This window comes from Salmonella sp. WC3 (assembly GCF_042932255.1).
In the GTDB taxonomy this organism is placed as follows: Bacteria; Pseudomonadota; Gammaproteobacteria; order Enterobacterales; family Enterobacteriaceae; genus Salmonella; species Salmonella enterica.
In genome coordinates this window covers 2,321,891-2,335,491 of the sequence record NZ_CP170629.1, presented here as the reverse complement: position 1 = coordinate 2,335,491, position 13,601 = coordinate 2,321,891, and the positions used below count along the sequence as shown (strand labels likewise).

10 protein-coding genes and 1 pseudogene are annotated in these 13,601 nt (G+C 52.8%); 8 read left to right on the top strand and 3 right to left on the bottom strand.

Annotated features, from left to right (window positions below; genetic code table 11):
- The first annotated feature begins 150 nt into the window (after positions 1-150).
- The gene (gene mlrB, locus ACFK9X_RS11195; RefSeq protein WP_001060717.1) at positions 151-1,110 is read left to right on the top strand and encodes a transcriptional regulator MlrB; all 960 of its coding nucleotides are present in this window, start codon (positions 151-153) and stop codon (positions 1,108-1,110) included.
- A gap of 95 nt (positions 1,111-1,205) precedes the next feature.
- On the opposite strand, the gene fumD is transcribed toward mlrB, so the two are convergent.
- The 3 genes from fumD to ttrS form a co-directional block, all read right to left on the bottom strand.
- Entirely contained in the window at positions 1,206-1,418 is a 213-nt protein-coding gene (gene fumD / locus ACFK9X_RS11190; protein ID WP_151116437.1) for a fumarate hydratase FumD, read from the bottom strand.
- Between the two features lie 97 nt (positions 1,419-1,515).
- A complete protein-coding gene (gene ttrR, locus ACFK9X_RS11185; protein ID WP_000190927.1) occupies positions 1,516-2,136 on the bottom strand; it encodes a tetrathionate respiration response regulator TtrR in 621 nt (206 codons plus the stop codon).
- Positions 2,111-3,889, bottom strand: a complete 1,779-nt coding sequence (gene ttrS, locus ACFK9X_RS11180; protein ID WP_001214415.1) for a tetrathionate respiration histidine kinase TtrS — start codon at positions 3,887-3,889, stop codon at positions 2,111-2,113. Before ttrS ends, ttrR begins: the two co-directional genes overlap by 26 nt.
- 181 nt (positions 3,890-4,070) lie before the next feature.
- Here ttrS and ttrB point away from each other — a divergent pair.
- From ttrB to ACFK9X_RS11145, 7 genes and pseudogenes are all read left to right on the top strand, one after another.
- Positions 4,071-4,804, top strand: a pseudogene (gene ttrB / locus ACFK9X_RS11175) (tetrathionate reductase subunit TtrB).
- Positions 4,805-5,827: a tetrathionate reductase subunit TtrC gene (gene ttrC / locus ACFK9X_RS11170; protein WP_151116435.1), complete on the top strand. Its 1,023-nt coding sequence runs from the start codon at positions 4,805-4,807 to the stop codon at positions 5,825-5,827. It begins immediately after the preceding pseudogene.
- Positions 5,820-8,882 carry a tetrathionate reductase subunit TtrA gene (ttrA, locus tag ACFK9X_RS11165; RefSeq protein WP_151116434.1) on the top strand — a complete coding sequence of 1,021 codons (3,063 nt, stop codon included), beginning with the start codon at positions 5,820-5,822 and terminating at the stop codon, positions 8,880-8,882. Before ttrC ends, ttrA begins: the two co-directional genes overlap by 8 nt.
- 321 nt (positions 8,883-9,203) lie before the next feature.
- Entirely contained in the window at positions 9,204-10,430 is a 1,227-nt protein-coding gene (locus ACFK9X_RS11160; RefSeq protein ID WP_000471809.1) for a PfkB family carbohydrate kinase, read from the top strand.
- 11 nt (positions 10,431-10,441) lie between these two features.
- Positions 10,442-11,179 carry a glutamine amidotransferase gene (locus ACFK9X_RS11155; protein WP_000697187.1) on the top strand — a complete coding sequence of 246 codons (738 nt, stop codon included), beginning with the start codon at positions 10,442-10,444 and terminating at the stop codon, positions 11,177-11,179.
- 58 nt (positions 11,180-11,237) lie between these two features.
- Entirely contained in the window at positions 11,238-12,131 is an 894-nt protein-coding gene (locus ACFK9X_RS11150) for a proline iminopeptidase-family hydrolase (protein WP_001000508.1), read from the top strand.
- A 21-nt stretch (positions 12,132-12,152) separates the two neighbouring features.
- Positions 12,153-13,496: an APC family permease gene (locus ACFK9X_RS11145; protein WP_000756089.1), complete on the top strand. Its 1,344-nt coding sequence runs from the start codon at positions 12,153-12,155 to the stop codon at positions 13,494-13,496.
- Positions 13,497-13,601: the final 105 nt, after the last annotated feature.

Here is a 13,601-nt window from a genome sequence, read left to right as displayed (position 1 = left end):
CCTAATTCTATCTTATTGATATTTAAGTACATCAAAAAAATCTCCGCGAAAACTTAGACAAAAAAACAAAGTTGTGTAAGTTTTAAATCAGCGTGAGATAACATTTTGCGCCATTGGCGTCAGTCGTCGTACTTTCAATAAGGGGGAATCATGAATAACAAACCCGTAGTCGGCATTAGCGGATGTCTGACTGGCGCCGCGGTACGCTTTGATGGCGGACATAAGCGTATGGATTTTGTCATGAACTCTCTGGCACCGTGGGTGGCCTACAAACCGATCTGCCCGGAGGTGGCGATCGGCCTGCCCGTGCCCCGCCCTGCGCTGCGTCTTATCCAGACGACCTGTGGCGACATTCGGATGCGCTATAGCCATGCCCCGCACGATGACGTCACCGAGCGAATGAATGCCTTTGCCGATCGGTTTCTGCCAACAATAGGCGAACTGGCGGGGTTTATTGTGTGTGCAAAATCGCCCAGTTGCGGAATGGAGCGCGTTCGCCTGTATGATGAAAAGGGTAACAGGGGCCGCAAAGCTGGCACGGGGCTGTTTACCGCCGCGATGATGGACAAATATCCCTGGCTGCCGATAGAGGAAGATGGTCGCCTGCACGATCCGGTACTACGCGAGAACTTCATCGCACGTATCTTCGCGCTACATGAATTAAATGCGCTACGCGCGCAGGGCTTGAGTCGTCACAGTTTGCTCGCGTTTCATAGCCGATACAAACTTCAGCTTCTCGCCCACCACCAGGCCGGCTACCGCGAAATTGGCCCTTTCGTCGCGCGTCTGCATGAGTGGGACGATCTGGATGCCTTCTTTGTCCGATACAGAGAAAAACTGATGGCTATCCTGCGCCACCCCGCTTCACGTAAAAATCACACCAATGTGCTGATGCATATCCAGGGCTATTTTCACCGCGCGTTGAACAGCAGGCAACGCGCGGAATTACGCGAGGTGATTCTCGGCTACCGGGCGGGCCGACTACCTATCCTGGCACCGTTAACGCTGCTGAAGCACTATCTGGCGGAACATCCGGATGACTATCTACGCAGCCAGAATTATTTTGAGCCGTACCCTGATACATTAGGGCTGCGCTTAGCCATCACCTGATAACCCTGCGCATCGCTAACGGCGGGCAACCCGCCCGCCATGGTGACAATCGCGACGATTCAAAGGCGATTTCGTTATTGCCACCCTGATAGCGGCTATGACCGCGCCAGAGCGTTAATCACGGTTTCCATAGCCTGTTTTTCTAACGCGCTACGTTGGATGCGTTGATTCGCCAGCGCGGTTCTGAACACGCCCGCAATAACAATATATTTAGGCTCCTGCCCCAGATCGCGCATTTCCAGCACGACCTTGCCCACCACCCGGCACATCTCGCGGTACAGTTCGTCATCTTTTGTCGGTTTTGTCATACGTTTTACTCGTCGCCAGCTCAAACCAACAGAATATAACAGTCTTCTCAATTAAACAAAATTTGATGCAAATCAAAGAAATAACGCAGTTTATTATTCATGGCTCATACGTTGTTCGTATTCTGGTCTCTGGCGAGGCCATTTTTTCGAAACGCCTAATCAGTTCCGCCAGGCTACCGGCCTGCATTTTTTCCATGACTCTGGCGCGGTGCACCTCTACGGTACGCACCGCGATATTCATCGCTTCCGCAATTTCACGGTTCATAAATCCTTTTGCCACCAGGCTGGCCAGCTCACGCTCTTTCGGCGTCAACTGCTGGTAACACAGTATAATCTCACGACGCGCCACCGCTGCCGATGAAACCGTCAGCGCACGCTCCAGCGCCGCCTGTAACGGTTTTACCGATACCGGTTTTTGCAGAAAATCGACGGCGCCGCGTTTCATCTGCTCCACGGCCATCGGTACATCGCCATGCCCGGTAAGAAAAACAACCGCCAGGGTACTTCCGCACTGGCGCAACGCATCATGAACGCCCTGCCCATCCAGTACCGGCATTCGCATATCCAGTAATACGACCCCGGCCTGATACAGACTGGCCTGCGCCAAAAAATCCGCCCCCTGCGTCCAGCATTTTACGTCATATCCCAGACTTTCCAGTAAAAACGCGCACGCGTTAGTGACCGCCGTATCATCATCCAGTAGATGAATTGTCGCCATCCCTGCCCCCATTTTCATGTAAGAAATGTATCGTGACCACCGTTCCCGACAGACCGTCCGGCGCGGTCTGGTTCCTGATACTGATATCGCCCCGCCCATACCGCACCAGCCGCTGGCAAATCGCCAACCCTAAGCCCATCCCCTCTTTGCGGGTGGTCATAAACGGCTGAAACGCCTGACGTAATAGCGCCTCATCGATTCCCCCGGCGTTATCCTGTAAAGCGATACTGATGCCGTTTTCAGTGCGTTCAGCAACGACCCATAAATGGGTGGCGCCCGCCTGAGCCGCATTAAGAATGATATTCGCCAGCACCTGTTCCAGCAGCACTGACGGCAGCGTTACGCGCAGCGCAGCGCTAACCTCGGTATGCAGAGTCACTGTCGGAAACTGTTGAGCCATACGCAACAATTGCCAGACATGATCAATCGCCTCGCGAATGGCTATGGCCTTCCACGCTTCGGTTAGCACCGGGTTGCCCTGCGCCTGGCTGACCCAGTGACGCAGGTTACGCAGAGTATCCGCACCGCGTTGCGCCTGCTGGTCAATCTGCTCCAGCGCCGGCAGCAAGGGATGCTGTTCATCTGCAGCGCGCAGTCGAATCAGGCACCCCTGGGCATAATGTCGAATCGCGGAAAGCGGCTGATTAAGCTCATGGGCAAACCCGGAGGTCATTTCACCCAACACGCTCATTTGCCGGGCAGTTTCCAGCGCCCGCTCATGCTGATGAAGAACTACGCTATTACGTTCCAGTTGCTTTCCACGTCGACGCACCAGCAGCATGACCCAAATATAATTGAGCGTGAGCAACAGGAACGCCAGAATCACGCCGCCGACCATTAGCTGGTGCTGGATTAACCAACTTTTGACATCCAGCCACAGTCGACGCTGCTGAGGGTGCTGACGAACATCACGCAGCAAGGCTTCCACCTGACTGGTGGACGCAGGCGCGCCCCAGTGAAATGACGCGGCGGCGGGCGCGTTGAATAGCGCTCGCGTTACGCGATCCGCCAGCGCATCGCTTACCGCAGGTAGCGCCGCGAACGACCAGTCAGGATATAACGGCGTACTGGTTAAGCAAGGCAGGGGCGTCGGTCGGGAAAGCAGCGCGATAAAGTCCTTTTTATTAATCAATCCTTCCTGATCCATATTTTCTAACAGGCACACTGGCACAATTGCCGCCTGCACCGCTTTTTCGCGCAGCATATAGACTAAGGCATCGCCAGGAAATCCGGTAAAACGGAGATGAAAATCGCGCTCCGGGCGTAAGCCCGCGTCGCTGAGCGCTTTATAGCCTAATAAATAGCCGCCAAACGCCTGAGCATCAATCGCGCCGACGGTCTTACCGATGAGATCATGCGCCGTGGTGATGCCGCTATCGCGTCGGGTCAAAATCACGCTGCCGATAACATTACTCACTGCTTTCCCATCGCGCGTGGAGCGCAGGGAAGCTAACCAGCGCAGCGGCGCATGGCTGTTCAGTTGGACAAATTGCGCCGGGTTGGTTATCACAAACTGCACGGTTCCCTGGTTAACAGCCTCCTGCATTTGATGCAGATCCAGCGGCTGGATGTGAAAGGTTTCGCCTGGAAGCTGTTGGCTTAATGTCTTTGCCAACGGTTGCCAGTGGCTACGCGTAGACGCCTCGCCGCGCATGGCCAAAATACCGATATTCCACGTCCCTGCCCACGCGCCATGACAAAGTAGCCCTACTGCCGCCAACACCGCCAGGCGCCTTACGGTTTTACCTCTCACCCTAATATCCCTGTCAATTATGTTGTTTTAGATCAACAACAAGCCGGGTATGTGGTTAACCACAATAGAGCGCACCCCGCCTCGATTTTTACACTGTAAATCATCGACATTTTTTATTCATTACACATGAACCAACATCGTGACAAATGTTTCATTGTTGGCAATGTGGACGGGAGTCAATATGGACAGCAGTAAACGGCAATTTCTCCAGCAGCTTGGCGTCCTGACCGCTGGCGCCTCGCTGGTTCCGCTGGCTGAAGCGAAATTTCCTTTTTCGCCGGAGCGGCATGAAGGCTCTCCCCGACACCGTTACGCCATGCTTATCGACCTGCGGCGTTGTATCGGCTGTCAGTCCTGTACCGTAAGTTGCACTATTGAAAACCAAACGCCGCAGGGCGCGTTTCGTACGACGGTGAACCAATACCAGGTCCAGCGTGAAGGTAGTCAGGAAGTCACGAATGTGCTGTTGCCGCGTCTGTGCAACCATTGCGATAACCCCCCCTGTGTGCCGGTCTGCCCGGTACAAGCCACCTTTCAGCGGGAAGATGGCATTGTGGTGGTGGATAACAAACGCTGCGTCGGCTGCGCCTATTGTGTCCAGGCGTGTCCTTACGACGCCCGATTTATCAATCATGAAACGCAAACTGCCGATAAATGCACGTTTTGCGTCCATCGTCTGGAAGCCGGACTGTTACCCGCTTGCGTAGAGTCCTGCGTCGGCGGCGCGCGTATTATTGGCGATATCAAAGATCCCCATAGCCGCATCGCCACCATGCTTCATCAGCATCGCGACGCTATCAAGGTATTAAAGCCGGAAAACGGCACGTCGCCCCATGTTTTCTACCTGGTCTGGACGACGCCTTTGTCACCCCATTAATGGGCCGTGCGCAGCCCGCGCTTTGGCAGGAGGTCTGAATGACGCATTCACTCATCATTGAAGAAGTGCTGGCTCACCCGCAGGACATTAGCTGGCTGCCGTGGGCGGTACAATATTTCTTTTTTATTGGCATTGCCTCCTGCGCCGCACTGTTTGCCTGTTATCTTCACTGGCGGAAAAAAGACGCCGCAACAGAAGAAAATCGGGCATTACTGATTGCCATTACCTGTGCGATTACCGCACCGCTGGCGCTGACGGCGGATCTGCACCAGACCGCCCGCGTCTGGCATTTCTATGCCTGGCCGACGCCCTGGTCGTGGATGCCCTGGGGAGCATTATTTCTGCCGCTGTTTACCGGCTTTCTCGCCCTATGGTTCCTGGCGCAGCAAATAAAACGATTATTCAATAAAAGTTACAACGTCACAAAATGGTTGGCGTTAGCCAGCGCGCTTTGCGCGGTGGGCCTGTTGATTTATACCGGCCGCGAAGTCTCCGTTGTGCTGGCGCGCCCAATCTGGTTTAGCTACGCCTTCCCCGTGGCGATGTTTCTTAGCGCCTTACAGGCGTTCTTCGCGCTGATGATTGTCGCCGCCCGACGCGACTCGGTAAGGCTGCCAAAAATATTGTGGGGACAAATCTGGACGCTGGCGGCGCTGAGGCTGGTGGTGGCCATGTGGGTCAGCGGCGATACGCTTTCCGGCACGGCAATCCGTCAGTGGATTACCGTCGCCCTGTCAGCCAAATATTACGCTGTCGGCTGGGTGGCGCTGTGGGTATTCACACTGCTGTTCTGTAGCCTGGCGCTACGCCATCCGTTATCACAGCTAAGACGCGTCCTGCTGGTTCTCAGCGCGCTGGCGCTATGTTGGCTGATGCGCTGGACATTGTTGATTCAGGTACAAACCGTCCCCAAGTTCAACGCGCAATTTAACCCTTACTCGTTACCAGGCGGAACGGATGGCTGGCTGGCTATTCTCGGCACCTTCGGCCTGTGGATAGCGCTACTGATTATTATTCGTGAAACGCTGAACGGACTCACCAGGAGATTACAACATGGCTAATTTAACCCGTCGTCAGTGGCTAAAAGTCGGTCTCGCCGTCGGTGGGATGGTCACTTTTGGTCTGAGCTACCGTGATGTGGCGAAACGCGCAATTGATGGCCTGTTAAACGGGACGTCCGGCAAGGTAACGCGCGACCGCATCTTTGGCAATGCGTTAATTCCGGAGGCGCAGGCGCAAACACACTGGCAGCAAAATCCACAACAAACCATCGCCATGACGCAATGCTTCGGCTGTTGGACACAGTGCGGTATCCGCGCCCGGGTTAATGCCGATGGCAAAGTGATACGCATCGCCGGCAATCCCTATCACCCCTTGTCGCAGGAACACCCGATTGACTCGTCCGTCCCTTTTAGCGAAGCCATGGAGCAACTGGCGGGAGAAAACGGTCTTGACGCCCGCTCAACCGCCTGCGCGCGCGGCGCCACGCTGCTGGAAAGCCTGTACAGTCCGCTACGACTGCTTGAACCGATGAAACGCGTGGGTAAACGCGGCGAAGGGAAATGGCAGCGCATCAGCTTTGAGCAACTTATTGAAGAAGTCGTGGAAGGCGGCGATCTGTTTGGCGAAGGTCATGTGGACGGACTGCGCGCTATTCATGCGCCGGATACGCCAATTGACGCAAAGCACCCCAGTTTCGGGCCCAAAACCAATCAGTTACTGGTCACGAATACCAGCGACGAAGGCCGCGATGCGTTTCTGCGTCGTTTTGCGCTAAATAGCTTCGGCAGCAAGAATTTCGGCGCGCATGGCGCCTACTGTGGACTGGCTTACCGGGCCGGCTCCGGGGCATTGATGGGCGATCTGGATAAAAACCCGCATGTCAAACCCGACTGGGAAAACGTGGAGTTTGCGCTCTTTATGGGCACCTCCCCGGCACAGTCCGGCAATCCGTTTAAACGCCAGGCACGTCAGTTGGCGAGCGCCCGACTGCGTGAGAATTTTCAATACGTCGTGGTCGCCCCCGCCCTCCCCTTATCAACGGTGCTCGCCGATCCTCGCGGTCGCTGGCAACCGGTCATGCCCGGCAGCGATTCGGCGCTGGCAATGGGGATGATCCGCTGGATCATGGATAATCAACGTTATAATGCTGATTATCTGGCGATTCCCGGCGTACAGGCGATGCAGCAGGCCGGCGAGCAAAGTTGGACCAACGCCACGCACCTGGTCATTGCGGATGAACTGCCGACGCTTGCCGGACAACACCTGACGCTGCGCCATCTTACGCCCGATGGCGAAGAGCCCCCCGTCATGCTGAATACCGACGGCGAGTTGGTCGATGCGTCCACTTGCCGACAGGCACGGCTTTTCGTGACGCAGTACGTTACGCTCGCCGACGGCCAACGGGTCACGGTGAAGAGCGGGTTGCAACGCCTGAAAGAGGCGGCAGAAAAGCTCTCGTTGGCGCAATACAGCGAACAGTGCGGCGTGCCGGAAGCGCAAATTATCGCGCTGGCGGAAACCTTTACCAGTCACGGACGTAAAGCTGCGGTCATCAGTCACGGCGGCATGATGGCCGGCAATGGGTTTTATAACGCCTGGTCGGTCATGATGCTTAACGCGCTGATCGGCAACCTCAGCTTGTCCGGCGGCGTCTTTGTCGGCGGCGGCAAATTCAACGGCGTTAGCGACGGCCCCCGCTACAACATGAACAGTTTTGCCGGAAAAGTGAAACCGTCCGGGTTAAGTATTGCCCGTAGCAAAACCGCTTATGAAGCATCGGAAGAATACCGCGACAAAATTGCCGGCGGGCAATCCCCTTATCCAGCCAAAGCGCCGTGGTATCCCTTTGTGGCAGGCCAGCTTACCGAACTGTTGACCTCCGCGCTCGAAGGCTATCCTTATCCGCTTAAAGCCTGGATTTCCAATATGAGCAACCCGTTTTACGGTGTTCCCGGTCTACGCGCCGTGGCGGAAGAAAAGCTAAAAGACCCTCGCCGACTGCCGCTCTTTATCGCGATTGACGCCTTTATGAATGAAACGACGGCGCTGGCGGATTACATTGTGCCGGATACGCACAATTTTGAGAGCTGGGGCTTTACGGCGCCCTGGGGCGGCGTAGCCAGTAAAGCCACTACCGCCCGCTGGCCGGTTGTCGCCCCCGCCACTCGCCGAACGGTGGACGGGCAACCTGTCTCAATGGAAGCATTTTGTATTGCGGTAGCAAAACGGCTCCATCTGCCCGGCTTCGGCGACCGGGCGATAACCGATCCGCAGGGCAATACTTTTCCACTGAACCGGGCGGAAGACTTCTATCTGCGCGTAGCCGCTAATATCGCCTTTATGGGCAAGACGCCGGTCGCGCTGGCAAATCAGGAAGATATTTCGCTTACCGGCGTCAGCCGCATTCTGCCAGCAATTCAGCACACGCTTAAAGCTGATGAGGTCGGTCGCGTGGCGTTTATCTACTCGCGTGGCGGCCGGTTTGCGCCCGAGGATAGCGGCTATACGGAGCAACGGTTAGGTAACGCGTGGAAAAAACCCTTACAGATCTGGAATGCAGATGTCGCCGCCCACCGTCACGCCATCACCGGGGAGCGCTTCAGCGGTTGCCCGGTCTGGTATCCGGCGCGTTTGTCAGATGGTCGTGCGATTGACGATCAGTTTCCCATTGGGCAATGGCCGCTGAAACTGATTTCATTTAAATCAAATACCATGTCCAGCTCAACAGCCGTCATCCCGCGCTTACACCATGTGAAGCCAGCAAACCTGGTGGCGCTGAATCCGCAAGACGGCGAGCGTTATGGACTGCAACATGGCGATCGGGTACGGATCATTACGCCGGGCGGTCAGGTCGTGGCGCAAATCAGTTTGTTAAATGGCGTGATGCCAGGCGTCATCGCCATCGAACACGGATATGGCCACCGCGAGATGGGCGCAACGCAGCACTCTCTGGATGGCGTGCCTATGCCGTATGATCCACAAATCAGGGCAGGCATAAATCTTAACGATCTGGGCTTTGCCGATCCGACAAGAACCATTACCAACACCTGGCTCGACTGGGTTTCTGGCGCGGCAGTACGTCAGGGGCTGCCGGCAAAAATCGAGCGTATATAACCCCGGGCCGGAGAGCGATATCGTCTTATTTCGTCGAGGGTAGCGACTGATAAGCGAACGCTGTCCGGCTGCATATACTCACTGAATCGTGCAAGCCCAACTATTTTACGTTCACCCCGTCATATTACATAGAAAATATATGACAACACTCACAAAACTATTTTCCCCTTCTGTAAGCAATTAATATTTAACACATTGGCTGCGCTTCTGATTATTGACATTCATTTGGGGTTACTTCCGGTTGACCGCATAATCTGTGATTGAATTCACCGCATGACAACATTGCCATAAATACAATTCAACTCACTACCCGGAGGCAATATGTTTAAAGAAGAAAGACGTCATGCCATCATTAATTTACTGATAAAGGATAATAGTGTTAGCGTCAGTAAACTTTCAGACCTTTATAAGGTTAGCCAGGAGACTATTCGTTCCGATCTACGCTATTTCCAGAAATCAGGTATGCTTCAGCGTTGCTATGGCGGAGGGATTTTAAACCGTGACGCGCTGAGTAAGCTTATCACTGAAAATAAGATTGATATCTCCAGCACTATCGCCACGCCAATCCATCAGGATGCAAAACTGCGCCGGGAAAACCCAAAAAAAGCAGGCAAGGTGTGTGTTTTAGGCTCATTCAATATTGATGTTTCAGCAACCGTGCCGTGGTTTCCACAAAGCGGAGAATCCATTCTGGCCAGTCAATTTGGATTCTATCCTGGAGGTAAAGGAGCCAACCAGGCTTTAGCGGCAAACAATGCCGGCGCTGCGGCACATTTTATTTTTAAAGTGGGCAAAGATCAGTTCAGCGCATTTGCTATGAATCATATTATTCAATCAGGCATCACCTCATACAGCGCGTATCAAACAGATAAAGCGCCCACCGGTAGCGCATTGATCTATGTCTCCGCCGTGGATGGCGATAATATTATCGCCATCTACCCTGGCGCCAATATGATGCTCACCACGCAAGAGATTAACGAGCAACACCGTTATATCGCCGAGTCTGACGTTATGTTAATGCAGCTCGAAACGAACATTGAAGCGTTGACTGAATTTATTCGTCTGGGCAAACAAGAAAATAAAATGATCATGCTGAATCCTGCCCCCTATACGAAACAGGTGACGCATTTATTATCTGATATTGACATCATCACGCCGAATGAAACTGAAGCCTCTTTTTTATCCGGCGTAACCATTACTGATATTAATGATGCGAAAAAAGCCGGAAATATTATTCTGCAATCCGGGGTGAAAAAAGTCATCATTACCCTTGGCGCCCGTGGTTCTCTGCTCTGTGAGCACGCCCGCACGTTGTATATTCCTGCATGGAGCGCCGTGGTAAAAGATGCTGCTGGGGCCGGTGACGCTTTTAATGGCGCCTTAGCCGCCGCGCTGGCGCGACAAGCAGATATGGTCGCAGCCATTCAATATGCCTCCGCTTTCGCTTCTCTGGCGGTGGAACAAGTCGGTGCGTCGAGTATGCCTCAGCACTTGCAGGTTTTACATCGAATGCGTACCCAATCTAATAAAGTCATTAACATTAATTAACAGGTGACATAATGAAAATTTTATTTATTGGCGAATCATGGCACATTCATATGATTCACTCTAAAGGTTTTGATAGCTTTACATCGAGCAAATATGAAGAAGGCGCAGACTATTTATTATCCTGCTTGCGCCAGGGTAATATCGATGTAGACTACATGCCTGCCCATATTGTGCAAACTCGTTTTCCACAAACTGCCGAAGCATTAGCCTGCTATGATGCGATCGTCATCAGTGATATCGGTAGCAATACGTTCCTGTTACAAAACAGAACGTTTTATAATATGGACATTATTCCTGATGCATTACAACTTATCGCAGATTATGTTGCTGAGGGCGGCGGTCTGTTGATGATCGGCGGGTATTTATCCTTTACGGGAATAGAAGCAAAAGCCAATTATAAAAATACGGTTCTGGCAGAGGTATTGCCGGTTGATATGCTGGATGTAGATGACCGCGTAGAACTACCGCAAGGATGTAAAGCAGTAAATACTGCGGTAGAGCATGTTATTACCCAGCCATTTAGCGAATGGCCGCCGCTGTTGGGCTATAACAAGCTTATCGCCAAAGAAAATAGTCAAGTCCTTGCTGAAATTAATGGCGATCCACTGTTAGTTATGGGTACTTACCATAAAGGGAAAGTATGTTGCTTTGCCAGTGATTGTTCGCCGCACTGGGGAAGCCCGCAGTTTCTGCAATGGGAACATTACGCCACCTTCTGGTGTAATGTTTTACACACAATAAAAAAATAATATTACCCAGGCGAATATAAATTTCGCCTGCCCTGCCACACACTGAGTCATTAAGAATATGAATGATACTTATCTCTATGGCGAAATGTTTTCTGAAAACATATTGACAAGCTATCGGATTTATGGAGACAGAAAATCATTACTCACGCCGCTCATTATCCTTCATGGCGGCCCTTCTGGCGGCTTTGATTATTTATTAAATTATCGCCGTCTGGCTGATGACGGGCGCATGGTAATATTTTACGATCAATATGGCTGCGGTCGTTCAACGCATTTTCCTCATGCTGACGCGTCTTTCTGGACTATTGCGCGTTATCTCCGTCAATTAACCCAATTAATTCATCACCTAGGTATTGGACACGGGTATTCGATACTGGGACATTCCTGGGGCGGAATGCTTGCCGCAGAGCACGCCTGCTTACAGCCTGCCGGGCTTCGCGGGACGATACTGGCCAGTTCGCCGGCCAGTATCGCCCTGTGGCAACAGGAAGCCATACGGCTCTTTAACGCTCTGACGCCAATGTCCGATGACGATATCAAAAACGTCATTATGCCCGCCGTCATTTATCAAAACCCACCGGAACAGCTGGTCGCTTATTATGCCAGACACGTTTATACCCTCGCGGAAGAAGCCGTTCATGTTCAGCGCTCTAATGCGCAGTTCGCCGCCGACCCTACGGGTTATCACATTTTATGGGGAACCAATGAACTGGCGGCAAATGGCAAACTTGCCGACTGGGATATTACGCCCCATTTGTGCCAGATACGCTGTCCTGTTCTGGTACTACGCGGCGAAAACGATCAGGCAACCGAGCGCGTCGTCTCTCCGCTTCTCTCTCACATTTCAGACTGCCGCGCGGTCACTATTCCCGGCAGCAGCCATAACCCGCATGAAGAAAATATCGCGCCCTGCCTCGCAGCGGTAAGCGCGTTTTTACGCGATCTGGCATAAAAAGCCATTAAGGTATTTATCATGAAAAAAGTCAAAAAATTGTCTCTTACCGATTTAGTGCTTTATGGTCTGGTGTTTATGGTGCCTATCGCGCCAGTCTCTCTTTATGGCGTCGTTTATAATCTTTCGCACGGTATGGTTGCGCTGGTTTATATTATTGGCGCGATCGCGATGTTTTTTACCGCGTACAGCTACTCTACCTTATCGCAACATATCTCCTCGTCGGGTTCGGCCTATGCGTATGCTGGCGTATGCATTAATCCCGCCGTAGGGTTTCTGACCGGATGGATATTACTGCTGGATTATCTTTTGTTCCCTACGCTCGTGGCAGTGCTGGGCGGCGTCGCGGTCCACGCTATTTTACCGCAAATCCCGGTCTGGGTCTGGCCGTTGATTTATGTGGCTATTGGCACCGGAGTCAACTATCTCGGGATACAGCAAACGGCGAAATTCGATAAGTTACTGGTCTTTATTCAACTCGGTATTCTGGCGATTTTCGTGCTACTCATTGTCCGTCTGATGCTGCTGGACAGTAGTCAGATAACGCTTTCCTTCCGGCCTTTTTTCGATTCACAGTGGTTCACCCCAGGGCTCATCGCGACGGCGATTTCGGTGGCTGCGCTGAACTTTCTCGGCTTTGACGCTATCAGTACATTAAGTGAAGAAAGCGAAGGCGGGGGACGCGCCGTCAGTAAAGCAACGCTGTTGGCGTTAGTTTTGGCGACGGTACTGTTTATTATCGTTGTGGCGTTTGCGGCGTTCGCCACCGGTAATGTCGACCGCTTCGCGGAAGGCAATGCGACGAATGAAGCATTTTTCACCATTGCCGGCAACGTTGGCGGTATCTGGCTCAAAGTGGCATTTTCCATCATTGTGGCGTTTGTGTGCGCCGTCGGCAACATTATTACCGCGCAAACGGCGGTGTCCAGAGTGCTATTTTCAATGGGGCGCGACCGAATGTTGCCCGCCTTCCTCGCTCACGTCCATACCACGCGTAAAACGCCGGATTATGCCATTCTGTTTACCGGCGGCGTCACCCTGCTGCTCAGCTACCTGTTTTCCGGCAAGATTGAGTCTATCTCCACGCTGGTGAACTTTGGCGCGCTTTTCGCTTTTTTTGTCGTGAACCTGTGTGTGTTTATCCTGTTCAATTTCCGGATGAAAGCCCAGCGGCGCATTTTCGCCCATGTCATTTCGCCGATCATGGGGATGATCGTCATCGGCTACGTCTGTTTAAACATGAACATTCACGCTCTGATACTCGGAATTAGCTGGGCGGCCATCGGGATAGCGATACTGTGCTATCGAAAAGCACACAACCAAAACATCGCCATCGACCTGGAAGGCAAAAAGTTGCTCGATTGACATTATGCGCAACAACACCCTCTGTTGCGCAACGCCGCCCCTGTTCGGGCGGCGTTATCGCCAGCGACATCGTAAACAGCGTAATAACAAACCGTTGTGGATCTG